27 protein-coding genes are annotated in these 23516 nt (G+C 54.7%); 18 read left to right on the forward strand and 9 right to left on the reverse strand.

The genetic code is table 11. The features are described 5' to 3' along the window. Positions 1-69 precede the first annotated feature (69 nt). Together speA and yqgB are read right to left on the reverse strand one after the other, a co-directional pair. On the reverse strand, positions 70-2046 hold the full coding sequence (gene speA / locus ACLHV8_RS18415) for a biosynthetic arginine decarboxylase (protein ID WP_028016973.1): 1977 nt from the start codon (positions 2044-2046) through the stop codon (positions 70-72). A gap of 8 nt (positions 2047-2054) precedes the next feature. Next, positions 2055-2186, reverse strand: a complete 132-nt coding sequence (yqgB, locus tag ACLHV8_RS18420) for an acid stress response protein YqgB (RefSeq protein ID WP_127312443.1) — start codon at positions 2184-2186, stop codon at positions 2055-2057. 662 nt (positions 2187-2848) lie between these two features. Here yqgB and metK point away from each other — a divergent pair. The 8 genes from metK (at position 2849) to ruvX (ending at position 9919) form a co-directional block, all read left to right on the forward strand. Further along, positions 2849-4003 (forward strand): methionine adenosyltransferase, encoded by a 1155-nt coding sequence (gene metK / locus ACLHV8_RS18425; RefSeq protein ID WP_028016974.1) that lies wholly within the window; start codon positions 2849-2851, stop codon positions 4001-4003. Between the two features lie 344 nt (positions 4004-4347). Further along, positions 4348-5745: a galactose/proton symporter gene (galP, locus tag ACLHV8_RS18430; RefSeq protein ID WP_028018377.1), complete on the forward strand. Its 1398-nt coding sequence runs from the start codon at positions 4348-4350 to the stop codon at positions 5743-5745. 59 nt (positions 5746-5804) lie between these two features. Further along, positions 5805-6302 (forward strand): SprT family zinc-dependent metalloprotease, encoded by a 498-nt coding sequence (locus ACLHV8_RS18435; RefSeq protein WP_208594586.1) that lies wholly within the window; start codon positions 5805-5807, stop codon positions 6300-6302. A gap of 94 nt (positions 6303-6396) precedes the next feature. Next, entirely contained in the window at positions 6397-7104 is a 708-nt protein-coding gene (gene endA / locus ACLHV8_RS18440; protein WP_208594585.1) for a deoxyribonuclease I, read from the forward strand. Between the two features lie 52 nt (positions 7105-7156). After that, positions 7157-7888, forward strand: a complete 732-nt coding sequence (gene rsmE / locus ACLHV8_RS18445) for a 16S rRNA (uracil(1498)-N(3))-methyltransferase (protein WP_028018379.1) — start codon at positions 7157-7159, stop codon at positions 7886-7888. A gap of 19 nt (positions 7889-7907) precedes the next feature. Next, complete coding sequence (gene gshB, locus ACLHV8_RS18450; RefSeq protein WP_028018380.1) at positions 7908-8855, forward strand: glutathione synthase; 948 nt, start codon at positions 7908-7910, stop codon at positions 8853-8855. Positions 8856-8942: 87 nt separating this feature from the next. Continuing rightward, entirely contained in the window at positions 8943-9503 is a 561-nt protein-coding gene (locus tag ACLHV8_RS18455; RefSeq protein ID WP_028018381.1) for a YqgE/AlgH family protein, read from the forward strand. Further along, a complete protein-coding gene (ruvX, locus tag ACLHV8_RS18460) occupies positions 9503-9919 on the forward strand; it encodes a Holliday junction resolvase RuvX (RefSeq protein ID WP_006811925.1) in 417 nt (138 codons plus the stop codon). The genes ACLHV8_RS18455 and ruvX overlap by 1 nt, the downstream gene beginning before the upstream one ends. Here ruvX and ACLHV8_RS18465 read toward each other — a convergent pair. Further along, positions 9913-10911, reverse strand: a complete 999-nt coding sequence (locus tag ACLHV8_RS18465; RefSeq protein WP_049004952.1) for a type IV pilus twitching motility protein PilT — start codon at positions 10909-10911, stop codon at positions 9913-9915. The genes ruvX and ACLHV8_RS18465 overlap by 7 nt on opposite strands. A gap of 17 nt (positions 10912-10928) precedes the next feature. Here ACLHV8_RS18465 and ACLHV8_RS18470 point away from each other — a divergent pair, with 17 nt between their 5' ends. The 6 genes from ACLHV8_RS18470 to ACLHV8_RS18495 all read left to right on the forward strand — a co-directional run bounded on the left by ACLHV8_RS18470 (position 10929) and on the right by ACLHV8_RS18495 (position 14645). Then, positions 10929-11630: a YggS family pyridoxal phosphate-dependent enzyme gene (locus tag ACLHV8_RS18470; RefSeq protein WP_049004953.1), complete on the forward strand. Its 702-nt coding sequence runs from the start codon at positions 10929-10931 to the stop codon at positions 11628-11630. A gap of 21 nt (positions 11631-11651) precedes the next feature. Continuing rightward, a complete protein-coding gene (locus ACLHV8_RS18475; protein WP_028018384.1) occupies positions 11652-12218 on the forward strand; it encodes a YggT family protein in 567 nt (188 codons plus the stop codon). After that, positions 12215-12511, forward strand: a complete 297-nt coding sequence (gene yggU, locus ACLHV8_RS18480; protein ID WP_014885193.1) for a DUF167 family protein YggU — start codon at positions 12215-12217, stop codon at positions 12509-12511. The genes ACLHV8_RS18475 and yggU overlap by 4 nt, the downstream gene beginning before the upstream one ends. A gap of 3 nt (positions 12512-12514) precedes the next feature. Next, positions 12515-13108: an XTP/dITP diphosphatase gene (locus ACLHV8_RS18485; protein WP_028018386.1), complete on the forward strand. Its 594-nt coding sequence runs from the start codon at positions 12515-12517 to the stop codon at positions 13106-13108. Continuing rightward, positions 13101-14243 carry a radical SAM family heme chaperone HemW gene (hemW, locus tag ACLHV8_RS18490; RefSeq protein WP_128347278.1) on the forward strand — a complete coding sequence of 381 codons (1143 nt, stop codon included), beginning with the start codon at positions 13101-13103 and terminating at the stop codon, positions 14241-14243. Before ACLHV8_RS18485 ends, hemW begins: the two co-directional genes overlap by 8 nt. A gap of 63 nt (positions 14244-14306) precedes the next feature. After that, a complete protein-coding gene (locus ACLHV8_RS18495) occupies positions 14307-14645 on the forward strand; it encodes an endonuclease domain-containing protein (protein ID WP_208594584.1) in 339 nt (112 codons plus the stop codon). 82 nt (positions 14646-14727) lie between these two features. Here ACLHV8_RS18495 and ACLHV8_RS18500 read toward each other — a convergent pair whose 3' ends face one another. The 3 genes from ACLHV8_RS18500 to trmB are packed head-to-tail and all read right to left on the reverse strand — an operon-like array spanning position 14728 to position 16546. After that, positions 14728-15444, reverse strand: coding sequence for a DUF2884 domain-containing protein (locus ACLHV8_RS18500; protein ID WP_028018389.1), 717 nt, complete (start codon positions 15442-15444; stop codon positions 14728-14730). 56 nt (positions 15445-15500) lie between these two features. Next, positions 15501-15827: a YggL family protein gene (locus ACLHV8_RS18505; RefSeq protein WP_014885198.1), complete on the reverse strand. Its 327-nt coding sequence runs from the start codon at positions 15825-15827 to the stop codon at positions 15501-15503. Further along, positions 15827-16546 carry a tRNA (guanosine(46)-N7)-methyltransferase TrmB gene (gene trmB, locus ACLHV8_RS18510; protein WP_049004955.1) on the reverse strand — a complete coding sequence of 240 codons (720 nt, stop codon included), beginning with the start codon at positions 16544-16546 and terminating at the stop codon, positions 15827-15829. Before trmB ends, ACLHV8_RS18505 begins: the two co-directional genes overlap by 1 nt. A 144-nt stretch (positions 16547-16690) precedes the next feature. On the opposite strand from trmB, the gene mutY reads away from it, so the two are divergent. From mutY to ACLHV8_RS18530, 4 genes are all read left to right on the forward strand, one after another. Next, positions 16691-17743 carry an A/G-specific adenine glycosylase gene (mutY, locus tag ACLHV8_RS18515; protein ID WP_176691075.1) on the forward strand — a complete coding sequence of 351 codons (1053 nt, stop codon included), beginning with the start codon at positions 16691-16693 and terminating at the stop codon, positions 17741-17743. Positions 17744-17768: 25 nt separating this feature from the next. Continuing rightward, positions 17769-18041 carry an oxidative damage protection protein gene (locus tag ACLHV8_RS18520; RefSeq protein ID WP_023309138.1) on the forward strand — a complete coding sequence of 91 codons (273 nt, stop codon included), beginning with the start codon at positions 17769-17771 and terminating at the stop codon, positions 18039-18041. Positions 18042-18097: 56 nt separating this feature from the next. After that, the gene (gene mltC / locus ACLHV8_RS18525; protein WP_208594583.1) at positions 18098-19174 is read left to right on the forward strand and encodes a membrane-bound lytic murein transglycosylase MltC; all 1077 of its coding nucleotides are present in this window, start codon (positions 18098-18100) and stop codon (positions 19172-19174) included. 217 nt (positions 19175-19391) lie between these two features. Then, positions 19392-20648, forward strand: a complete 1257-nt coding sequence (locus tag ACLHV8_RS18530; protein ID WP_049004957.1) for a nucleoside permease — start codon at positions 19392-19394, stop codon at positions 20646-20648. Between the two features lie 18 nt (positions 20649-20666). Here the strand turns inward: ACLHV8_RS18530 and citG are convergent, their stop codons facing one another. Genes citG through citF form a run of 3 tightly spaced genes read right to left on the reverse strand, consistent with a single transcriptional unit; the run spans position 20667 to position 23513 of the window. Beyond that, positions 20667-21476, reverse strand: coding sequence for a triphosphoribosyl-dephospho-CoA synthase CitG (citG, locus tag ACLHV8_RS18535; RefSeq protein ID WP_208594582.1), 810 nt, complete (start codon positions 21474-21476; stop codon positions 20667-20669). Continuing rightward, positions 21454-21993, reverse strand: a complete 540-nt coding sequence (gene citX / locus ACLHV8_RS18540) for a citrate lyase holo-[acyl-carrier protein] synthase (protein ID WP_208594581.1) — start codon at positions 21991-21993, stop codon at positions 21454-21456. The genes citG and citX overlap by 23 nt, the downstream gene beginning before the upstream one ends. 2 nt (positions 21994-21995) lie before the next feature. Further along, positions 21996-23513 carry a citrate lyase subunit alpha gene (gene citF, locus ACLHV8_RS18545; protein ID WP_208594580.1) on the reverse strand — a complete coding sequence of 506 codons (1518 nt, stop codon included), beginning with the start codon at positions 23511-23513 and terminating at the stop codon, positions 21996-21998. Positions 23514-23516: the final 3 nt, after the last annotated feature.

Raw genomic sequence — 23516 nt, forward strand, 5'->3', positions numbered from 1 at the left:
GAGTATAGGGCATTGTGCGGTCTGATGCCCTCACCCCGCCCCTCTCCCATAGGGAAAGGGAGATTTACCTTACTCGTCTTCCAGGTAGGTGTACCCGTACAGACCCGCTTCAAACTCTTCCAGGAACTGCTGCTGCAATGTTTCGTCAAGACCGGTATTTTTCACCTGGTCGCGGAACTGGGTGAGCAACGTTTTCGGATCCAGCTGAACGTATTCCAGCATGTCCGCCACTGTATCCCCTTCGTCAGACAGCTCCACTTCCACGCTGCCATCCGGGAAGACAAACACGTCAACCGCTTCGGTATCACCGAACAGGTTGTGCATGTTGCCGAGGATCTCCTGGTATGCCCCGACCATGAAGAAGCCCAGCATTGGCGGGTTCTCAGGGTCGTATTCCGGCATTGGCATGGTGGTCGCAATACCATCGCCATCCACGTAGTGGTCGATAGCGCCGTCGGAATCACAGGTGATGTCGAGCAGCACCGCTCGACGTTCCGGAGCATGGTTCAACCCTTCCAGCGGCAGAACCGGGAACAGCTGATCGATACCCCATGCATCCGGCATCGACTGGAACAGGGAGAAGTTGACGTAAATCTTGTCCGCCATACGTTCCTGCAGCTCGTCGATAATCGGACGGTGCGCGCGGTTGCTCGGGTCAAGCTGTTTCTGCACTTCATGACACATGTTCAGATAGAGCTGTTCGGCCCACGCGCGCTCCTGCAGGCTAAAGTTACCTGAAGAGTAGCCAACGTGAATATCGTGCAGATCCATCTGGCTGTCGTGCAGCCACTCGCGCAGGGAACGGCGCGTGCCAGGTTCGTGCATCTCCTGCCAGGTTTCCCACATATTTTGCAGGGAACGAGGCGCATCATCCTGCGGCGGTGTGGCTTCGGAAATTTCGCTACGCTCTACGCCGATAATGTTGGACACCAGCACAGTATGGTGCGCGGTTACTGCACGGCCGGACTCAGTGATCACCGTCGGATGAGGCAAACCGTGTTCTTCACACGCATCGCCAATCGCCCAGATGATGTTGTTAGCATATTCGTTCAGGCCGTAGTTCACAGAGCAGTCAGACTGAGAACGCGTGCCTTCATAGTCCACACCCAGGCCGCCGCCCACGTCGAAGCACTGAATATTCACGCCAAGCTTGTGCAGCTCAACGTAGAAACGCGCCGACTCACGTACGCCTGTCGCGATGTCGCGAATGTTGGCCATCTGCGAACCGAGGTGGAAGTGCAGCAGCTGAATGCTGTCCAGACGACCGCGCTCGCGCAGGATCTCCACCAGTTGCAGTACCTGGTTCGCCGCCAGGCCGAACTTGGATTTTTCGCCGCCGGAGGACTGCCATTTACCAGACCCCTGAGAGGCCAGACGCGCACGCACACCGAGGCGTGGGATCACGTTCAGACGCTCGGCTTCTTCCAGCACAATAGCGATTTCGGTCATCTTCTCGATAACCAGATAGACCTTATGACCCATCTTTTCGCCAATCAGCGCCAGACGAATATATTCACGGTCTTTATAGCCGTTACAGACGATAACCGAACGGGTCATGCCCGCATGCGCCAGCACGGCCATCAGTTCTGCTTTTGAACCTGCTTCCAGGCCCAGCGGTTCGCCGGAGTGGATTAGCGATTCAATCACGCGGCGGTGCTGGTTCACCTTGATCGGGTAAACCAGGAAATAGTCGCCTTTATAACCGTAGGATTCACGCGCACGTTTGAACGCGGCGTTAATCGAACGCAGGCGGTGTTGCAGGATCTGCGGGAAGCAGAACAGTGCAGGCAAACGCTGGCCCTGTGCTTCGCGGGCTTTCACCAGTTTGGCGAGATCCACGCGCGCTTCAGGGACGTCAGGGTCCGGGCAAACGCTAATGTGGCCCAGTTCGTTGACGTCGTAGTAGTTATTGCCCCACCAGGCAATATTGTAAGTGCGCAGCATCTTGCTGGCTTCCTGGGAGCTCATCGCAACCTCCTGCATAGAACGTAGTACACCCTGTTCGCCCGCTGACGAAGGCGAAAAAGAAGACATGTCGTCAGACATAGCGAACCTCAACTCTTTGTATTAAGTGTAAAACAGTTGACTACTATCGCAGCGTTATACGGCGATAACAACCCATAAACGGCTCCGTTTCCCAGCAGAGTATGCTGAAATCCAGACCGTGCGACCGGTTTCTTATTCATATCATTGTAAAACACGTATCCGAACTCTGTATGACAAGGTTCGGCGAAACCACGAGAAAACTCTTGTATTAACAAGAGCGCCCTTGTTCAGTTTTCACAAAGCGTGACCGGCCCTGGAATCCTGAGAAGCGCCGAGATGGGTATAACATCGGCAGGTTTGCAGACTAGAAATGCGGGTTGCGGGAATCAAATGCGCGCCAGAACGGCTGCGCTGAATTAGCGGAAAACGATGGTTCATTATCTCGTATCACCTCCACGGCCGCCTCTGCTGAAACGGACCACAAGCCAAAGCTAAAAGTTCACTGCTTAACCCGGCTGGAAGTGGCGACACGATGAGTTCATCGAGCGCTTTTTTGTATGAGCCGCGCGCCGCGTTTTATACCGAGAACAGGGGTAAAAAGCAAAAGATAAATGTGCGTGTTGCCAGGGCCGTCAGGAATTATTGCCAGCCGTAATTTCAACTGAGTGAGAGGTTAGTCAAAAAAAACTGGAAATCGGGTGAAGAAGTGACCTAAAATAGACGTCCAGATGTTAATCCATCTATACTGATTAACACTCATACTGCCAGTGTCAAAAACCTGCAGGCCTTGGTAGAATTATCTCCTTTGGCTAATCCACACAGCAGCTTGAGCTAACCAAATTCCTCTTAGGTGAAATAAAACATGGCAAAACACCTGTTTACGTCCGAGTCCGTATCAGAAGGACATCCTGATAAAATTGCTGACCAAATCTCCGATGCAGTGCTGGACGCGATCCTGACCCAGGATCCTAAAGCGCGCGTAGCGTGTGAAACCTATGTCAAAACAGGCATGGTTCTGGTTGGCGGTGAGATCACCACCAGCGCATGGGTTGATATCGAAGAGATCACCCGTAACACGGTGCGTGAGATCGGCTATGTGCATTCTGATATGGGCTTTGATGCCAACTCCTGTGCGGTACTGAGCGCAATTGGTAAACAGTCTCCAGACATCAACCAAGGCGTTGATCGCGCCGATCCACTGGAACAGGGTGCGGGCGACCAGGGCCTGATGTTCGGCTATGCAACCAACGAAACCGACGTGCTGATGCCAGCACCTGTGACCTACGCACACCGTCTGGTGCAGCGTCAGGCTGAAGTGCGTAAAAACGGCACCCTGCCGTGGCTGCGCCCGGATGCAAAAAGCCAGGTGACCTTCCAGTATGACGACGGCAAAATCGTCGGGATTGACGCGGTGGTTCTGTCTACCCAGCATTCCGAAGATATCGATCAGAAATCCCTGCAAGAAGCAGTGATGGAAGAGATCATCAAGCCGGTTCTGCCGACCGAATGGCTGAGCTCTGCAACCAAATTCTTCATCAACCCAACCGGACGCTTTGTTATCGGCGGCCCAATGGGTGACTGCGGTCTGACCGGTCGTAAAATCATCGTTGATACCTACGGCGGCATGGCGCGTCACGGTGGCGGTGCGTTCTCTGGTAAAGATCCATCAAAAGTTGACCGCTCTGCGGCGTATGCTGCACGTTATGTTGCGAAAAACATCGTTGCTGCAGGTCTGGCCGATCGTTGCGAGATTCAGGTGTCCTACGCTATTGGCGTCGCTGAACCAACCTCCATCATGGTTGAAACCTTCGGTACTGAGAAAGTCCCTTCAGAACAGCTGACGCTGCTGGTGCGCGAGTTCTTCGACCTGCGTCCATACGGCCTGATCCAGATGCTGGATCTGCTGCACCCAATCTACAAAGAAACCGCGGCATACGGTCACTTTGGTCGTGAACATTTCCCATGGGAAAAAACCGACAAAGCCGCTCTGCTGCGTGAAGCTGCCGGTCTGAAATAATCGACTGACAGTTGTTGTTTAAAAGGCCAGCCTTCGTGCTGGCCTTTTGCATTTTAGAGATAATGGTATCGATTACACCACACTGGATATGCCCCGATTTCAGAAAAATCTCTTTGCATGATCGCCTTTCTTCTGCTGTTACATCTCATTTCAGTTAAGTCTGAAATGTCGTCTTTCGCGATGCACCTCACCAAATTTTCCTCTATATTTTCAAAGCGTTAATTTTATTGACGGTTACAAGCTAGTGTAACCGATTACACCATTGTGATTTATCTCACATATTTTTGCGGGTCGCTCACCTAACCTTAATATCAATAAAACTGATAACCCAACTGGAGGGCATAATGCCTGACAATAAAAAACAGGGGCGTACGTCCAACAAGGCGATGACTTTCTTCGTCTGCTTCCTCGCAGCCCTGGCAGGATTACTCTTTGGCCTGGATATCGGCGTGATTGCCGGCGCGCTCCCCTTCATCACCGATGAGTTTCAAATAAGTGCCCACACTCAGGAATGGGTGGTGAGCTCCATGATGTTCGGTGCAGCGGTTGGTGCGGTTGGCAGCGGCTGGCTCTCGTTCAAACTGGGCCGTAAAAAAAGCCTGATGATCGGCGCTATTCTGTTTGTGGCCGGTTCACTGTTCTCGGCGGCGGCGCCAAACGTAGAGGTGCTGTTGGTCTCCCGCGTGCTGCTGGGTCTCGCCGTGGGCGTTGCCTCTTATACCGCCCCGCTTTACCTGTCAGAAATCGCCCCTGAGAAAATCCGTGGCAGTATGATTTCCATGTACCAGCTGATGATCACCATCGGTATTTTGGGGGCCTACCTTTCCGATACCGCATTTAGCTACAGCGGCGCATGGCGCTGGATGCTCGGCGTGATCATCATCCCGGCAATTCTGTTGCTGATTGGTGTTTTCTTCCTGCCGGACAGCCCGCGCTGGTTTGCCGCCAAACGCCGCTTCGTTGATGCAGAACGCGTGCTGCTGCGCCTGCGTGATACCAGCGCAGAAGCGAAAAACGAGCTGGAAGAGATCCGCGAAAGCCTGAAGGTGAAACAGTCCGGCTGGGCGCTGTTTAAAGAGAACAGTAACTTCCGTCGCGCCGTATTCCTGGGCGTGTTATTGCAAGTGATGCAGCAGTTCACCGGGATGAACGTCATCATGTACTACGCGCCAAAAATCTTTGAACTGGCGGGTTACACCAACACCACCGAGCAGATGTGGGGTACCGTCATCGTGGGTCTGACCAACGTGCTGGCGACCTTTATCGCCATCGGCCTGGTTGATCGCTGGGGACGTAAGCCAACGCTGACGCTGGGCTTCCTGGTGATGGCGGCCGGTATGGGCGTCCTCGGTACAATGATGCATGTGGGTATTCACTCACCAACAGCCCAGTACTTCGCGGTAGGTATGCTGCTGATGTTTATCGTCGGGTTTGCGATGAGTGCCGGCCCGCTGATCTGGGTGCTGTGCTCCGAAATTCAGCCACTGAAAGGGCGTGATTTTGGTATCACCTGCTCAACTGCGACCAACTGGGTGGCAAACATGATTGTCGGCGCAACCTTCCTGACAATGCTCAACAGTCTGGGGAATGCCAACACATTCTGGATTTACTCCGGTCTGAACCTGTTCTTTATTGTTCTGACTATCTGGCTGGTTCCAGAAACCAAACACGTTTCGCTGGAACATATAGAACGTAACCTGATGAAAGGTCGTCCGCTGCGCGAAATCGGCGCCCACGACTAATCCCCTCACGGGGAGGCGCCCCTTGCACCTCCCCGCTTCGCGTTTTATGCTCTGCCCCTATGAAAGCACCCCGTCTCCCCATTGCCATCCAGCAAGCCGTTATGCGCAGCCTGCGGGAAAAACTCGCCCAGGCGAACCTGAAGCTCGGCCGCAATTATCCTGAACCCAAACTCGTCTACCAGCAGCGTGGAACCGCAGCGGGCACAGCGTGGCTGGAGTCTTACGAGATCCACCTTAACCCGGTGTTAATGATGGAAAACCAGCAGGCGTTTATCGAGGAAGTGGTTCCGCACGAGCTGGCCCATCTTCTGGTGTGGAAACAATTTGGCCGCGTCGCGCCCCACGGAAAAGAGTGGAAATGGATGATGGAAGCCGTGCTCGGTGTTCCGGCTCGCAGAACCCATCAGTTCGAGCTGGAATCAGTACGCCGCAATACCTTCCCTTACCGCTGCCAGTGTCAGCAGCATCAGCTCACCGTTCGCCGTCACAATCGCGTGGTGCGCGGCGAGGCAACCTACCGCTGCGTCAAATGCGGCGAGCCGCTGATCGCGGAATAATCAGCTGAACTTTCAGGAACTTTCCTGATCTGACTGATTGCATACAGGAACAACATTCGTTACGTTGCGGGCTCGTTTTGACACGGAGTGTAAGATGTCCCGTAATTTCTCTCTCGCGGTCGCTTTTCTGGCGACGGCATTCTCAGGCCATGTGCTGGCCGATGGTATCAACAGTTTCTCTCAGGCTAAAGCGGCCGGTGTAAAGGTCAACGCTGACGTGCCAGGCGATTTCTACTGCGGCTGTAAAATTAACTGGCAGGGTAAAAAAGGGATCGTTGACCTGGAGTCCTGCGGCTATAAAGTGCGTAAAAACGAGAATCGCGCCAGCCGCATCGAATGGGAACATGTGGTGCCGGCATGGCAGTTTGGCCACCAGCGTCAGTGCTGGCAGGATGGCGGACGTAAAAACTGCGCCAGCGACCCGGTTTATCGCCAGATGGAAAGCGATATGCATAACCTGCAACCCGCCGTGGGTGAAGTGAACGGCGACCGCGGCAATTTTATGTACAGCCAGTGGAACGGTGGCGAAGGCCAGTACGGACAGTGCGGTATGAAGGTTGATTTCAAAGAGAAAGTCGCCGAGCCCCCAGCCCGCGCGCGCGGCAGTATCGCCCGCACCTACTTCTATATGCGTGACCGTTACGACCTCAACCTTTCACGCCAGCAAACCCTGCTGTTCAATGCATGGGATAAGCAATACCCGGTAACGGAGTGGGAATGCCAGCGTGATGAGCGTATCGCTAAAGTCCAGGGGAATCATAACCCTTATGTCCAGCGGGCTTGCCAGGCGCAAAAGAGCTAACCTACACTAGCGGCAATTCGCTTACATCGCATGACTAATGGAATTTCTGACTATGCGCATCCCTCGCATCTACCACCCTGAACTGATTACCGCAGGCCGCGAAATCGCACTGTCTGATGAAGCCGCCAACCATGTTGGCCGCGTGCTGCGCATGGGTGCTGGCCAGGCCATACAGCTATTTGACGGCTCTAATCAGGTTTTCGACGCCGAAATCACACGCGCGGATAAGAAAAGTGTCCACGTAAATGTGCTGCGTGGCGAAGTGGATGACCGTGAATCGCCGCTGCATATTCATTTAGGCCAGGTAATGTCGCGCGGTGAAAAGATGGAATTTACCATCCAGAAATCGATTGAACTGGGTGTAAGCCTCATTACGCCACTTTTTTCTGAGCGCTGTGGCGTTAAACTGGATGCGGAACGTCTGAACAAAAAGATCCAGCAGTGGCAGAAAATCGCTATTGCGGCCTGTGAACAGAGTGGCCGCAACCGTATTCCGGAGATCCGCCCGGCGATGGATCTGGAGGACTGGTGTGCAGAAGAGGACAGTGGGCTGAAGCTCAATCTTCATCCGCGCGCCAGCGCCAGCATCAATACGCTGCCGCTGCCCGTTGAGCGCGTACGCCTGTTGATTGGCCCGGAAGGTGGCCTGTCGGCCGACGAAATTGCGATGACGGCACGTTACCAGTTTACTGATATTCTGTTGGGACCTCGCGTTCTGCGCACTGAGACAACGGCACTCACGGCCATTACCGCGCTACAGGTACGGTTTGGCGATCTGGGTTGAAGCATTAACGGAGAAGAACATGATCAAGCTCGGCATCGTGATGGACCCCATCGCAAACATCAATATCAAGAAAGATTCCAGCTTCGCAATGCTGCTGGAAGCGCAGCGTCGTGGCTATGAACTCCACTACATGGAGATGAACGATCTTTACCTGATCAACGGTGAAGCCCGCGCGCGCACCCGTATCGTTAACGTCGAGCAGAACTACGACAAATGGTATGAATTCGGCACCGAGCAGGATATTGCGCTTGCCGATCTGAACGTCATCCTGATGCGTAAAGATCCGCCGTTCGACACCGAATACATCTACTGCACCTACATTCTTGAGCGTGCCGAAGAGAAAGGCACTCTGATCGTCAACAAACCGCAGAGCCTGCGCGACTGTAACGAGAAGCTCTACACCGCCTGGTTCTCTGACCTGACGCCGGAAACCCTGGTGACCCGCAGCAAGGCGCAGCTGAAGGAATTCTGGCAGAAGCACGGCGATATCATCATGAAACCGCTGGATGGGATGGGTGGTGCGTCAATCTTCCGCGTGAAAGAAAGCGACCCGAATATTGGTGTGATTGCTGAAACACTGACTGAACTCGGCACCCGTTACTGCATGGCACAGAACTACCTTCCGGCCATTAAAGATGGGGATAAACGTGTTCTGGTCGTGGATGGCGAACCGGTTCCTTACTGCCTTGCACGTATTCCGCAGGGTGGAGAAACCCGTGGCAACCTGGCGGCAGGTGGCCGCGGCGAGCCGCGTCCGTTGACAGAAAGCGACTGGGAAATTGCCCGCCGTGTCGGCCCGACGCTTAAAGCCAAAGGTCTGATTTTTGTGGGTCTGGATATCATTGGCGACCGCCTGACCGAAGTGAACGTTACCAGCCCGACCTGCATTCGTGAAATCGAAGCGGAATTCCCGATTTCGATTACCGGAATGCTGATGGACGCGATCGAGAAACGTATCCAGAAATAACTTACTAATACTATTAGTGACAGCCCCACAGTTTGTCCGCATACTGGGTGCTGTCGCTTTTTAAACCAGGAAACAGTACCTCTGACAATGAATTTACAGCATCACTTTCTTATTGCCATGCCTGCTCTCCAGGATCCGATTTTTCGCCGCGCCGTGGTTTATATTTGCGAATACAACGAAGACGGTGCGATGGGTATCATCATCAACAAACCGCTGGAAAACCTCCAGGTTGAGGGGATTCTGGAAAAGCTGAAAATTTCGGCTGAAGCCCGCCTGCCGGAAATCCGGCTTGATAAACCGGTGATGCTGGGCGGACCGCTTGCAGAAGATCGTGGTTTTATCCTGCACACGCCGCCTGAGTTCTCTTCCAGTATTCGAATCTCTGATAATACCGTCATCACAACCTCACGCGACGTGCTCGAAACGCTGGGAACTGCAGAGCAGCCTTCTGAAGTACTGGTGGCGCTGGGCTACTCGTCATGGGAAAAAGGTCAGCTTGAGCAAGAGCTTCTCGATAACGCCTGGCTTACGGCACCTGCGGACATGAATATCCTGTTTAAAACCCCTATCGCCGATCGCTGGCGTGAGGCGGCGAAACTGATTGGCATTGATATTCTGACCATGCCTGGCGTAGCGGGGCACGCCTGATGAGCGGAACACTTCTGGCTTTCGATTTTGGTACGAAAAGCATCGGTGTCGCCGTGGGTCAGCGCATCACGGGTACTGCCCGTCCGCTAACGGCTCTGAAGGCCAACGACGGCACGCCTGACTGGAATCTGATTGAGCGTCTGCTCAAAGAGTGGCAGCCGGATGATGTTATCGTTGGACTACCGCTGAATATGGATGGTACAGAGCAGCCACTGACCGCCAGAGCGCGGAAGTTTGCCAATAAAATCCATGGCCGCTTTGGCGTCTCCGTGAAGCTTCACGACGAGCGTCTTAGCACTGTCGAAGCGCGTGCGGGTCTGTTTGAGCACGGGGGTTTCCGGGCGCTCAACAAAGGCAGCGTAGACTCTGCTTCTGCCGTCATCATTCTCGAAAGCTATTTCGAACAGGGCTACTGAGCACAGGGAGCCTGAAGTCGCCCCTGTGCCCGCCTCTCTGCCAGGCTCTGGTCAAAGTTCTGCATCCCCATTTGTTGACCGGTTTGAATGATGCCGGGCAGTTGCCATGTTTTTCCTTCACGAATGAGATTCGCCGCGGCAGCGGTATTCACCAGTAGCTCATACAGCGCCACGCGACCGCCCTGTAGATCGGGGAGTAGCTTTTGCGCCAGCACCGCCCGCAGGCTGCTGGCCAGTTGATTACGCACCGGATCTTTTTCCTGAGCCGGGAACGTATCGACCAGCCGTTCAATCGCCTGGGATGCACCGCGCGTATGCAATGTTGCCAGCACCAGATGCCCGGTTTCAGCCGCCGTCAGCGCCAGGCGGATCGTTTCGCTGTCGCGCAGTTCCCCCAGCAGAATAATGTCAGGATCCTCGCGTAACGCGCTACGTAGCGCCTCGGCGAATGACGGACTGTGCTGGCCAATTTCTCGTTGCTGTATCAGGCAGCGTTCACTCTGGTACATAAACTCCACCGGATCTTCGAGCGTCAGGATATGGCCGTCAGTATTGCGGTTGAGAAAATCGACCATCGCCGCCAGCGTGGTGGATTTGCCGCTGCCGGTTGCCCCCGTGACCAGAATCAATCCGTTGTCGTTCGTTAGCAGTTCCGGCACAGCCCGTGGTACCCCCAGCGAAGAGAGTTGCGGACAGCTTCGCGGCAACAACCGTAGCGTCACAGAGACCCCCTTCATCTGTTTAAAGGCACTGCCGCGCAAACGCTGGCCTCCGGCAATGGTTACGGCAAAATCCACCTGCCCGTTTGCCCACCAGGCTCCTTGCTGCTCATCGTTGAGCCACGCTTTTAGCAATGACTCGACATCAGGGGGCGGAAACGGTGCCGGTTCAAGACGGCCTAATCTGCGCCATCGGGGTGGTGAATCACTGCACAGGTGTAGATCGGAGACGTTATGCTTTACACTAAGGGCCACAATTTCTTCCACATCCATAGACTACTCCTCGGAAAATGAACGACATTGCGCATAACCTGGCACAGGTCCGGGACAAAATCTCAGCTGCAGCAACACGTTGCGGCCGTGCTTCAGAAGAAATTACGTTACTTGCAGTCAGCAAAACTAAGCCTGCGAGCGCCATCGCAGAAGCAATTGATGCTGGCCAGCGGGCGTTTGGCGAAAACTATGTGCAGGAAGGCGTGGATAAAATTCGCGACTTCCAGGAACAGGGGGTTACGGATCTGCAATGGCACTTTATTGGGCCACTGCAGTCAAACAAAAGCCGACTGGTCGCGGAACACTTCGACTGGTGTCATACCATAGACCGTCTGCGCATCGCTACCCGCCTGAACGAGCAGCGTCCGGCTGAAATGCCCGCTCTTAATGTGCTGATTCAGGTCAACATCAGTGACGAAAACAGCAAGTCCGGCATTACTCTGGACGAACTGGATGCGCTGGCGGCTGAAGTCGCCGCATTGCCGCGTTTAACCCTGCGTGGGCTGATGGCAATACCGGCGCCTGAGTCAAGTTATGAAAGGCAGTTTGCCGTGGCACAGCAAATGGCTGTAGCATTTGAGTCGCTTAAATCGCGCTATCAAACGGTAGACACGCTTTCTCTGGGCATGTCGGATGATATGGAAGCCGCCATCGCGGCAGGCAGCACTATGGTGCGCATCGGTACGGCAATTTTCGGTGCGCGCGACTACTCAAAATAATAAGGAAACCTGAGGAACGCCATGAAGACGTTGACTTTCCTGCTCTCAACGGTCATTGAGCTGTATACGATGGCGCTTTTGCTGCGCGTCTGGATGCAGTGGGCCCGTGTTGATTTTTACAACCCATTCTCGCAGTTTGTCGTGAAAATCACGCAGCCTGTTGTCGGACCGCTGCGTCGTATTATCCCGGCAATGGGTCCCATCGACAGCGCTTCTGTGCTGGTGGCGTTTATTCTGAGCATTATCAAAGCGATTGTGCTGTTTATGGTCATCACCTTCCAGCCGATTATCTGGATTGCAGCGGTATTGATTCTGATTAAAACCGTCGGTCTGCTGATCTTCTGGGTGCTGCTGGTCATGGCAATCATGAGCTGGGTGAGCCAGGGTCGTAGCCCGGTGGAGTACGCGCTGATGCAACTGGCAGAACCTCTGCTGCGCCCGATCCGTAACCTGCTTCCGTCTATGGGCGGCATCGATTTTTCCCCAATGATCCTGGTTCTGCTGCTCTACGTGATCAACATGGGCATCGCAGAGCTGTTACAGTCCACGGGCGATATGCTGCTGCCGGGGCTGTGGATGGCGCTATGAGCGCAGTAAGCACCTGCGCTGACGGGCTGGTTTTGCGGCTGTATATTCAGCCGAAAGCCAGCCGCGACAGTATTGTTGGACTGCATGGCGACGAGTTAAAAGTCGCCATCACTGCCCCACCCGTTGACGGCCAGGCGAACGCGCATTTGACCAAATATCTGGCAAAACAGTTTCGCGTGGCGAAAAGCCAGGTCATCATCGAAAAAGGCGAACTTGGGCGGCATAAACAGGTAAAAATCCTCAACCCGCAATCTATCCCGACGGAAGTCGCGGCTCTGACAGAACAGGACTAAACCATGCAGAAAGTTGTTCTCGCGACCGGTAATGCCGGTAAAGTACGCGAGCTGGCCTCGCTATTAAATGATTTTGGGCTGGATGTGGTTGCCCAGACCGAACTCGGTGTTGATTCCGCCGAAGAGACAGGCCTGACGTTTATCGAAAACGCGATCCTGAAAGCGCGCCATGCCTCGCAGATAACGGGCCTGCCCGCAATTGCCGATGATTCCGGTCTTGCCGTGGATTTTCTCGGTGGCGCGCCGGGGATCTACTCCGCGCGCTATTCTGGCGTAGATGCAACCGACCAGCAGAATCTGGAAAAGCTGCTTGTTGCACTGAAAGATGTGCCTGCCGAACAGCGTACCGCGCAGTTCCACTGTGTGCTGGTGTATATGCGTCATGCGGAAGACCCAACCCCCATCGTCTGCCACGGTAGCTGGCCGGGTGTGATTACCCGTGAAGCAGCAGGCAATGGCGGCTTTGGTTATGACCCGATTTTCTTTGTCCCGTCTGAGGGTAAAACCGCGGCGGAACTGACCCGTGAAGAGAAAAGCGCGATATCCCACCGTGGACGCGCACTGAAACTGTTACTGGAAGCGTTACGTAATGGCTAATTTGCCACCTCTGAGTCTTTATATTCACATCCCGTGGTGCGTGCAGAAATGTCCGTACTGCGATTTCAACTCGCACGCGCTGAAAGGTGAAGTGCCGCACGATGACTACGTTGCACATCTGCTGGCCGACCTGGATACCGATGTACCTTACGCACAGGGACGTGAAGTTAAGACCATTTTTATTGGTGGCGGTACACCGAGCCTGCTGTCAGGTCCGGCGATGCAAACGCTGCTGGACGGCGTGCGTGCTCGCCTGAACCTGGCAGCTGATGCTGAAATCACGATGGAAGCCAACCCCGGCACTGTTGAGGCTGACCGTTTTGTCGATTATCAACGTGCGGGCGTTAACCGTATCTCCATCGGCGTGCAGAGCTTTAGCGAACCGAAGTTAAAACGTCTGGGGCGCATTCACGGCCCGGAAGAGGCGAAGCGTGCGGCAAAGCTGGCGACAGGCCTGGGCCTGCGCAGCTTTAACCTTGATTTGATGCACGGCCTGCCGGACCAGTCGCTGGACGAGGCGCTGGACGATTTACGCCAGGCGATTGAGCTGAACCCACCGCACCTGTCGTGGTACCAGCTCACCATTGAGCCGAACACGCTGTTTGGTTCCCGCCCGCCGGTACTGCCGGATGACGACGCGCTGTGGGATATCTTCGAGCAGGGCCATCAGCTTCTGACCGCTGCGGGCTACCAGCAGTATGAAACGTCCGCGTACGCGAAGCCGGGCTACCAGTGTCAGCACAACCTGAACTACTGGCGTTTCGGTGATTACCTGGGGATTGGCTGCGGCGCTCACGGTAAAGTGACGTTCCCGGACGGGCGTATTCTGCGCACGGCCAAGACTCGCCACCCGCGTGGGTATATGGAAGGCCGCTACCTGGAGCGTCAGCATGACGTCGAGGCGGCGGATAAGCCGTTTGAGTTCTTTATGAACCGCTTCCGTCTGCTGGAAGCCGCGCCACGTAAAGAGTTCGAACTCTACACCGGCCTGCCGGAAGCGGTGATTCGTCCGCAGATTGACGAAGCGCTGGCGCAGGGGTATCTGACCGAGTGTGATGAATACTGGCAAATCACTGAGCACGGCAAACTGTTCTTAAACTCTCTTCTTGAGCTGTTCCTCGCTGAAGATCCCTGAAGGCTGATTCAGGATTTTGCATCCCGTTCTGCCAGCTGAGGGAAAGGCTGGCAGAGTGTGGGGGTGGAAAAATCAAAACAACTGCGTAAACAAATGACGCCCGAAGAATTACGCCTCTGGTATTTGCTTCGAGGTCGTCGTTTCTTTGGATATAAGTTTCGCCGCCAGATGCCGATTGGCGCGTATATCGTGGATTTTGCCTGTTTTAAGGCAAAGCTGATTATCGAGCTGGACGGTGGACAGCATCAGAACCAAGAGGCCTACGATCAGCGACGGACTGCGTATTTGAAAACTAACGGATGGGAGGTTGCGCGGTTCTGGAATAATGAATTTCGCGTTAACGAAGAAGAAGTGTTAAATATCATTCTTCAACGACTGCAATGCCTGATGCCCTCACCCTAACCCTCTCCCACAGGGAGAGGGAACTCTTACTCCCTCTCCCTGTGGGAGAGGGCCGGGGTGAGGGGCCCAGCGCGCAGAGATCCTACTTCAACGTCCCCACCAGCGCCTTCCGACTATCTTCCAGCGACACCACGCGTTTACACACGTCTTTGCCGAACTGCTGGAAATCATCTTCCTGGTTCTTCCACTCGTTCTGAATTGAGGTCTGCAGGCCGCCCAGACTGCCCAGCACGCCCTGAAGCGGGTTACCGCCGCCCTTCAGCACCGCTTTAGCACCCATCTCGTTGATACTGTCCTGCAGAATGCCGCCCATCGCCTGGTTCACCAGTTGCTGCCCGTCAGCACGGACCTGATCAATCGCTTTGTAGTGGAACGTCAGGCCATCGGTGCGATGCTCAATAATACGGTTCATTTGCTCTTTCAGCTGTTTATCGAGCTTTGTCAGGCGGGAGCGCATATTACTGCTCTCACCCACTTCTTTGGTAATGATCTTGTCCAGCGCAACGCGACTTTTCTCAACGCGTGTCAGAGCGCCCTGGTCAATCCACGGAAGCGCGGTACGCAAATCGGACTGGTAGTCTTTCGCCTGCTCACGCTGCGCGGCAGTCAGGTTGTACACCTTGCCATTAAACGTCACGTTACCATCCGGCGTAATCACCAGATCGCCATTTTCGCCTTTGACCTGAACGGTTTGCGGGCTTAACACCACGTCATCACGCGGGGTGACGCTACATTTGTAATCCGCATGGGCGGTGAATCCGGTTGCCATCAAAGCAACAGCCAGCAACGTTTTGCGCATCTTAAACACTCCCTCAGACAAAATGGGCCAGCTAATGCTGGCCCTTGACTTCTTAATTAGTCCCACCAAACGTCGAAAAGTTCGCTGACGCGGACATCTTCCAGTTTGTGGTCCTCAAGCCATTTGCGTACCAGAGCCTGATGTTCTTCGGTGCATTTACCCACTTCCTGGGTGCAGATCAGACCTTCCCATGCCAGGTAGCCGCTACCGTCGAAGGCCAGTTTGTTAGGTTCGATCACGTCATTGATGAACGCATCTACGTCCTGATCGATCTGTTCTACACTGGTGCCTTCCGGGAAACGCCACGCAACGGAGAAACCCACTTCCTGGAATTCTTCGATGTGCATTTTTTTACGCAGACGACGGCTACGATTCTTTGCCATTATTTCACCCTCTCGAACATTAAGTCCCATACACCGTGGCCAAGACGATGGCCACGCTGTTCAAATTTCGTTACCGGACGCGAATCCGGACGCGGTACATAGTCATTGCTTTCAGACTGGTTTTTATACCCGTCCAGCGAAGACATTACTTCCAGCATATGTTCCGCATAAGGTTCCCAGTCGGTCGCCATGTGGAAGACACCGCCCAGTTTTAACTTACTTTTCAGCAGCTCTGCAAACGGAGCCTGAACGATACGGCGTTTATTATGACGTGCTTTGTGCCATGGGTCAGGGAAAAAGAGCTGAACCATGTTCAAAGAATTGTCAGGAATCATTTTGTGCAGCACTTCCACCGCGTCGTGACACATCACGCGCAGGTTCTCAACGCCCTCTTCATGAGCCGTTGCCAGGCATGCACCTACGCCAGGCGAGTGTACTTCAATGCCGAGGAAGTTCTGCTCAGGGCGGGCTTTGGCCATGGCCACCAGCGAGGTCCCCATACCAAAACCAATCTCAAGCGTCACAGGCGCTTCGCGGCCAAACAGCTCGGCAAAATCGACAGGCTGTTCTGTGAACTCAACGCCCATCACCGGCCAGTAGTTGTCCAGCGCATGTTGCTGCCCTTTAGTCAGGCGACCCTGACGGCGGACAAAGCTGCGAATACGGCGCAGCGGGCGACCGTTTTCATCAAATTCCGGTGAAATGACGTCGTTTTTCATAAAAGAGTTGTCTGCTTGTGAGAATGTTCGGGAAACGGGCATTATCCAAAGTTAAGGCTTCTATGCAAGCATGGGAAAGATCCGGTTTACAGCAGATTGACGCTGTGCTGCAATCTGCGTCCCTGATTATGCGAATCGATGACCATGCAAGCCTCTCAATTTTCAGCCCAGGTGCTGGACTGGTACGACAAATACGGGCGTAAAACCCTGCCCTGGCAAATTGAAAAAACGCCTTACAAAGTATGGCTCTCCGAGGTGATGTTGCAACAAACGCAGGTCGCCACGGTGATTCCTTATTTTGAGCGTTTTATGGCGCGTTTCCCGACAGTGACCGATCTGGCCAATGCGCCGCTGGACGAAGTGCTACACCTGTGGACGGGGCTTGGCTATTACGCCCGCGCACGCAACCTTCACAAGGCCGCACAGCAGGTCGCGACGCGCCACAACGGACAATTCCCGGAAACCTTCGACGAGGTGGCAGATTTGCCTGGCGTCGGACGTTCAACCGCAGGTGCCATTCTCTCGTTGTCACTCGGCAAACATTTCCCGATCCTCGACGGCAACGTAAAACGCGTACTGGCACGCTGCTATGCCGTCGATGGCTGGCCAGGGAAGAAAGACGTTGAAAAACGGCTCTGGGAGATCAGTGAAGACGTGACCCCAGCCAAAGGCGTTGAGCGTTTTAACCAGGCGATGATGGATCTCGGCGCAATGGTCTGCACGCGCTCGAAACCGAAATGCGAACTCTGCCCGGTCAATAATCTCTGCGTGGCGTATGCCAACCATTCATGGGCGCAGTATCCGGGCAAGAAACCTAAGCAGACGCTGCCGGAGCGCACGGGCTATATGTTGTTGATGCAACACGGCGACGAAGTCTTCCTCGCCCAGCGTCCACCGAGCGGTTTGTGGGGTGGTCTGTACTGTTTCCCACAGTTTGAAGATGAAGATTTGCTGCGCGAATGGCTTAAAAAGCGCGGGATTGCTGCCGATAATCTGACGCAACTGACCGCGTTTCGCCACACCTTTAGCCATTTCCATCTGGATATTGTTCCGATGTGGCTTCCCGTGTCCTCATTCACCTCATGCATGGATGAAGGCACTGCTCTCTGGTATAACTTAGCGCAACCGCCATCAGTCGGGCTGGCGGCTCCCGTGGAGCGCCTGTTACAGCAATTACGTGCCGGTGCAATGGTTTAGCATCGGCTAAAAAAGAGGAATGAGTATGGCCAGAACGATTTTTTGTACTTTCCTGCAGCGTGACGCTGAAGGCCAGGACTTCCAGCTTTATCCGGGCGATCTGGGTAAGCGCATTTATAACGAAATCTCCAAAGAAGCCTGGGGACAGTGGCAGAAAAAACAGACCATGCTGATCAACGAGAAAAAACTCAGCATGATGAACCCGGAACACCGCAAGCTGCTGGAGCAGGAGATGGTGAGCTTCCTGTTTGAAGGCAAAGACGTACACATCGAAGGCTATACGCCGCCGGAAAAATAACAGCGCGCGGGGATGCCCCCGCCGTTAAAGCAAACACAACACGCACTCCCGGAATGATGAAAAAACTTTTAGCGCTAGCCCTTGTTGCGCCGTTGCTTGTCTCGTGTTCGTCAAAAAAAGGCGAAGAATACAACGAAGCCTGGATCAAGGACACCAACGGTTTTGACATTTTGATGGGGCAGTTTGCCCACAACATCGAGAATATATGGGGATTTAACGAAGTTCTTATTGCCGGACCTAAGGACTACGTTAAGTACACCGACGCTTATCTGACCCGTAGCCACATCAACTTTGATGAAGGTACGATCACGATAGAGACCATCGCAGGTACGGATCCGGCGGCACGGTTAAGGCAGGCAATTATCAAAACCCTGCTGATGGGTGACGATCCAGGCTCTATCGATCTCTACTCCGATGCCGACGATATTACGATCTCGAAAGAGCCGTTCCTGTACGGTCAGGTGGTCGATCAGACCGGACAGCCAATCCGCTGGGAAGGTCGCGCCACAAAATTTGCTGACTATCTGCTGCAGACCCGTCTGAAAAGCCGCTCAAACGGCCTGAAGATTATCTACAGCATCACCATCAACCTCGTCCCGAACCACCTCGACAAGCGTGCGCATAAGTACCTGGGAATGGTGCGTCAGGCCTCACGTAAATATGGTGTGGATGAGTCGCTGATCCTGGCGATCATGCAAACGGAATCTTCTTTTAACCCATACGCGGTAAGTCGTTCCGATGCTCTGGGGCTGATGCAGGTTGTGCAACACAGCGCCGGTAAAGATGTCTTCCGTGCTCAGGGGAAATCCGGCACACCAAGCCGCGGTTATCTGTTCGACCCACAGAGCAACATTGATACCGGTACGGCTTACCTGGCCATGCTCAACAATGTGTACCTGGGCGGAATTGATAACCCGACGTCACGTCGTTATGCGGTGATTACTGCGTATAACGGTGGTGCGGGCAGCGTGTTGCGCGTGTTCTCGAATGACAAGGTTCAAGCCGCAAACATCATCAACAGCATGGCGCCGGGGGATGTCTACTCAACCCTCACCACTCGCCACCCGTCTGCGGAATCCCGCCGCTATCTGTATAAGGTGAATACGGCACAGAAAAACTACCGCCGCCGTTGATCAACACACCTTCTCCTAAACGGAGAAGGTGTTCTGTTTCCCCCACCCATACGAAAATGTTATTTGCATCACAATCCAAACTGCAAATTAATGTGGATTGCATTTTTTTGCGGGAGGTAACAAAACATATCGTTGCCAACTGATAGAATTGCATCAAATAACAACCCTGAATGTTCCCAAAACAACATATCTCCCGCTCACTTGTGAGGAAAGTAACATGAACCTTAAGCTGCAGCTTAAAATATTGTCGTTTCTGCAGTTCTGCCTGTGGGGTAGCTGGCTGACTACGCTCGGCTCCTATATGTTTGTGACGCTCAAGTTCGATGGCGCGTCAATCGGTGCCGTATACAGCTCGCTCGGTATTGCGGCTGTTTTCATGCCAACGCTGCTGGGTATCGTGGCGGATAAGTGGTTAAGTGCGAAATGGCTGTACATGCTTTGCCATCTGGTAGGCGCGGGGACGCTGTTTATGGCAGCCCAGGTAACCACGCCGGGGGCGATGTTCATGGTGATCCTGCTTAACTCGCTGGCCTACATGCCAACGCTTGGGCTGATCAACACCATCTCCTACTACCGCCTGAAATCCAATGATATGGATATCGTGACCGATTTCCCGCCAATCCGTATCTGGGGCACCATCGGCTTTATTATGGCGATGTGGGGCGTGAGCTTCGCAGGCTTCGAACTGAGCCATATGCAGCTCTATATCGGTGCAGCGCTCTCCGTGGTGCTGGCGATCTTCACCCTGACGCTGCCGCATATTCCGGTCTCAAACCAGCAGAAAAACCAGAGCTGGAGTACCATGCTCGGCCTGGACGCGTTCGCGCTGTTCAAAAACAAACGCATGGCGATCTTCTTTATCTTCTCCATGCTGCTGGGAGCTGAGCTGCAGATCACCAACATGTTTGGCAACACCTTCCTGCACAGCTTCGATAACAACCCGCTGTTCTCTGGCAGCTTTATCGTTGAACATGCGTCAGTGATGATGTCCATCTCTCAGATCTCTGAGACGCTGTTCATCCTGACCATCCCGTTCTTCCTGAGCCGCTACGGCATCAAGAACGTGATGCTTATCAGTATCGCGGCGTGGATGTTGCGCTTCGGTCTGTTCGCCTATGGCGACCCAAGCCCGTTCGGTACCGTGCTGCTGGTTCTGTCGATGATTGTTTACGGCTGTGCCTTCGACTTCTTCAACATCTCCGGTTCGGTGTTTGTGGAAAAAGAGGTGAAGCCCGAAATCCGCGCCAGTGCGCAGGGCATGTTCCTGATGATGACCAACGGCTTCGGCTGTATTCTGGGCGGTGTGGTGAGCGGTAAAGTGGTTGAGATGTATACCACTAACGGCATCACCAACTGGCAGCCAGTGTGGCTCATCTTCGCAGCATATTCGCTGGTGCTGTTCTTCGCGTTTATCGCGCTGTTCAAGTACAAGCACGTCCGCGAAGCGCACGGCGCGCAGCCTATCGCGCATTAATCGTTATCCCCTCTCCTTTCAGGAGAGGGGTAATTTTGACAACACCCAACCCACCGACAACAAATCCGCGCTACCGCCAGGACTCAGATTGCGTTCAATCAATGCCTTATCCATTCTAAGCAACGCCTCACGATCCCAGCCGTTCACCAGTAATTCGTGCGCATATCCCTGCGCATAGCGCAGCCCCTCAATGCCACCGCGTGACACCAGATTACTGTCCTGATTGACTGCCATCAGGCGTAACAGCAGGCCGTGAAGTGAATGCCCGTTCCATTGCGCCAGCGCCTTACGCACCGTAGCAAAGCCGCTTTCTGCCTCACCGCGCGCGCCGGTTAAACCGTACTGCTGAAACTGACGCTCTCCCGCCGTCGCCTGTCCGCTGCGGGCGACCAGCTCCCGCGACACCATCCCACTGCAGATGTTACTTACCTCACAGCAGAGGCTTTCTGGGGAGACATTTTTCACACGTCCGGCGGCATAGCACAGTAAACCCAGGGCAAAAATTCCGCCTTTGTGCGTGTTCACTCCGTTCGTCGCGGCATACATCGCCTGTTCGCAGGCCATTCCCATAGGGCGAATAATCCGTAGCTGTTCATCTGCGGGCCTATCTGCATGCGCGTTGCCGAGTTCAGCAAAGCGCGAAAACCACGGCGTAATCGCCGCAATACTGCGGACAAACAGCGCGTGGTCCATATCGCGATGGGAACCGTTATTGAGTTTGTCCACCAGCCCCGGCTTGGGCGTCAGTTCCAGCTCCTGCCACAACGCCGCTTCGGCAAGCGCAGGCACGTCAGCCCGGCGCGGTTTAGTCGCGAGCAAACCAGTCATCGATCATCTTCTCCACGCGAGAAACCACCTGTTCAACGGGATGGTTACGCGAACGGGAACAGGCGTGGGCCGGTTCATCGCAAATCAGACAGCGCCTGAGATTGGTTCCCAGCGACTGGCGCCCAACATGGCCGTGCTGAGGGCAGATCACGTCCAGATCCCACAGCCTGCCGAGCGGGTGCGTTTGCTCCAGCTCCGCACAGTGCGCTTTGATTTCCACCGCCGGATGGGCCACACACCAAAGCGCTTCGGGCCCGGTTGGCAACCACAGCACCTGGCGGTCGAGCACCTGCCAGTGGTTTTCCCACAGCAGTTGATCGCACATCTGTAATGCCACGCCCATGGTATTGCGATAGCGCAGGCTGTCTTTGATTTCTCCTGGCGTAACCAACGTGAGGGAAATCACCGGTTGTTGATAGTGCGTAAGCCAGTCAGCCTGACGCGCTGCGCGGCACTCTTTCGCCGCCAGCAGTTCGTCCAGGCTGACACCCGCCCGCACGGGTGTCGCTAAAGTCATAACTACTCCTTCACCTGTCGAACGGTGTCGATCACGCTGCCATCACGGTAGCGGATCACCCCGACGATCTTGTCGGTAAATTCAATCGGTTTGGGCACGCCCGTCAGGGAAATCGCCCGTTCGTAAAGCGCGTTGATATCCACAACCTTCAGCCCGGCGTCCAGCAGCCGCTCGCGGATCTCCGGGCGCGCCGGGTTGACCGCAATGCCGTGATCGGTAACCAGCACGTCGATGCTTTCGCCCGGCGTGAGGCGCGTGGTGACTCGCTTCACGACCGTCGGAATGCGGCTGCGCAGCAGTGGCGCGACCACAATGGTCAGGTTCGCTGCGGCGGCCACGTCGCAGTGCCCGCCGGAGGCGCCGCGCATCACGCCGTCGGAACCGGTGATAACGTTGACGTTGAAATCAACGTCGATCTCCAGCGCACTGAGGATCACCACGTCGAGCTGGTCGCAGCTTGCCGCCTTACTGCCCGGGTTGGCATAAACGTTGGTGGAGATCTCCACGTGGTTCGGGTTGCGCGCCAGCGATGCTGCTGCCTGGCCGTCAAAGCACTGGGTGTCCAGCAGCTTTTCGATCAGCCCTTTTTCGTGCAGATCCACCAGGCTACCGGTGATGCCGCCGAGCGCAAAACGTGCCTTCACGCCGCTGCGCTCCATCTTCTCTTCCATAAAGCGCGTACAGGCGGTGGCCGCCGCGCCGGAGCCGGTCTGCATCGAGAAGCCTGGTTTGAAGTAGCCGGAGTGCTCAATCACATCGGCCGCATAACGGGCAATCATCAGCTCGCGCGGATTGCTGGTGACGCGCGCCGCGCCGACGCTAATTTTCGCCGGATCGCCCACGCTCTCGACCTGCACAATGTAGTCCACCTGGTCCTGCACCAGACTGGCGGGCATATTGGGGAACGGCACTAGCTCTTCGGTCAGCAGTACTACCTTGCTGGCAAAGTGCGCGTCCACCATGGCGTAGCCAAGCGAGCCGCAGCTCGATTTGCCGTGCGTGCCGTTGGCATTGCCGAACTCATCGCTGCATGGCACGCCAAGAAACGCCACGTCGATGTTCAGCTCGCCGTCCTGCAACAGCTTCACGCGCCCACCGTGGGAGTGAATTTGCACCGGCTCGTCCATCAGGCCGTGAGAGATGGCATCCGCCAGCTTGCCGCGCATTCCGGAAGTATAAATTCGGGTGATCACGCCGCGTTCAATATGTTCAATCAACGCATCGTTGCAGGTCATCAGTGAGCTGGAGGCCAGGGTCAGGTTTTTGAAACCCATCTTCGCCAACAGTGCCACGACGTTATTGATCACCCGGTCGCCTTCGCGAAACGCATGGTGAAACGAAATGGTCATCCCGTCCTGCAAGCCGCTACGTAACACGGCCTCTTCAACAGAAGCACACAGTTTACGGGTATGTTTTTCTTCTGGATTGTTCAGCCACGGCGTCGCGCTGTGGGCGGTATCAAAGGGTTTTAAGTCCCGCAGATGGGGAAAATTCACATGGAGCAGTTCTGTCTGATTCATTAT

Source organism: Enterobacter sp. CPE_E863 (assembly GCF_046521465.1).
Taxonomy (GTDB): Bacteria; Pseudomonadota; Gammaproteobacteria; order Enterobacterales; family Enterobacteriaceae; genus Enterobacter; species Enterobacter adelaidei.

Bases quoted from the DNA above. Each gene is read 5' to 3' on its own strand.
- speA (WP_028016973.1), bottom strand. From the start codon at position 2,046: ATGTCTGACGACATGTCTTCTTTTTCGCCTTCGTCAGCGGGCGAACAG.
- yqgB (WP_127312443.1), bottom strand. From the start codon at position 2,186: ATGAATAAGAAACCGGTCGCACGGTCTGGATTTCAGCATACTCTGCTG.
- metK (WP_028016974.1), top strand. From the start codon at position 2,849: ATGGCAAAACACCTGTTTACGTCCGAGTCCGTATCAGAAGGACATCCT.
- galP (WP_028018377.1), top strand. From the start codon at position 4,348: ATGCCTGACAATAAAAAACAGGGGCGTACGTCCAACAAGGCGATGACT.
- ACLHV8_RS18435 (WP_208594586.1), top strand. From the start codon at position 5,805: ATGAAAGCACCCCGTCTCCCCATTGCCATCCAGCAAGCCGTTATGCGC.
- endA (WP_208594585.1), top strand. From the start codon at position 6,397: ATGTCCCGTAATTTCTCTCTCGCGGTCGCTTTTCTGGCGACGGCATTC.
- rsmE (WP_028018379.1), top strand. From the start codon at position 7,157: ATGCGCATCCCTCGCATCTACCACCCTGAACTGATTACCGCAGGCCGC.
- gshB (WP_028018380.1), top strand. From the start codon at position 7,908: ATGATCAAGCTCGGCATCGTGATGGACCCCATCGCAAACATCAATATC.
- ACLHV8_RS18455 (WP_028018381.1), top strand. From the start codon at position 8,943: ATGAATTTACAGCATCACTTTCTTATTGCCATGCCTGCTCTCCAGGAT.
- ruvX (WP_006811925.1), top strand. From the start codon at position 9,503: ATGAGCGGAACACTTCTGGCTTTCGATTTTGGTACGAAAAGCATCGGT.
- ACLHV8_RS18465 (WP_049004952.1), bottom strand. From the start codon at position 10,911: ATGGATGTGGAAGAAATTGTGGCCCTTAGTGTAAAGCATAACGTCTCC.
- ACLHV8_RS18470 (WP_049004953.1), top strand. From the start codon at position 10,929: ATGAACGACATTGCGCATAACCTGGCACAGGTCCGGGACAAAATCTCA.
- ACLHV8_RS18475 (WP_028018384.1), top strand. From the start codon at position 11,652: ATGAAGACGTTGACTTTCCTGCTCTCAACGGTCATTGAGCTGTATACG.
- yggU (WP_014885193.1), top strand. From the start codon at position 12,215: ATGAGCGCAGTAAGCACCTGCGCTGACGGGCTGGTTTTGCGGCTGTAT.
- ACLHV8_RS18485 (WP_028018386.1), top strand. From the start codon at position 12,515: ATGCAGAAAGTTGTTCTCGCGACCGGTAATGCCGGTAAAGTACGCGAG.
- hemW (WP_128347278.1), top strand. From the start codon at position 13,101: ATGGCTAATTTGCCACCTCTGAGTCTTTATATTCACATCCCGTGGTGC.
- ACLHV8_RS18500 (WP_028018389.1), bottom strand. From the start codon at position 15,444: ATGCGCAAAACGTTGCTGGCTGTTGCTTTGATGGCAACCGGATTCACC.
- ACLHV8_RS18505 (WP_014885198.1), bottom strand. From the start codon at position 15,827: ATGGCAAAGAATCGTAGCCGTCGTCTGCGTAAAAAAATGCACATCGAA.
- trmB (WP_049004955.1), bottom strand. From the start codon at position 16,546: ATGAAAAACGACGTCATTTCACCGGAATTTGATGAAAACGGTCGCCCG.
- mutY (WP_176691075.1), top strand. From the start codon at position 16,691: ATGCAAGCCTCTCAATTTTCAGCCCAGGTGCTGGACTGGTACGACAAA.
- ACLHV8_RS18520 (WP_023309138.1), top strand. From the start codon at position 17,769: ATGGCCAGAACGATTTTTTGTACTTTCCTGCAGCGTGACGCTGAAGGC.
- mltC (WP_208594583.1), top strand. From the start codon at position 18,098: ATGAAAAAACTTTTAGCGCTAGCCCTTGTTGCGCCGTTGCTTGTCTCG.
- ACLHV8_RS18530 (WP_049004957.1), top strand. From the start codon at position 19,392: ATGAACCTTAAGCTGCAGCTTAAAATATTGTCGTTTCTGCAGTTCTGC.
- citG (WP_208594582.1), bottom strand. From the start codon at position 21,476: ATGACTGGTTTGCTCGCGACTAAACCGCGCCGGGCTGACGTGCCTGCG.
- citX (WP_208594581.1), bottom strand. From the start codon at position 21,993: ATGACTTTAGCGACACCCGTGCGGGCGGGTGTCAGCCTGGACGAACTG.
- citF (WP_208594580.1), bottom strand. From the start codon at position 23,513: ATGAATCAGACAGAACTGCTCCATGTGAATTTTCCCCATCTGCGGGAC.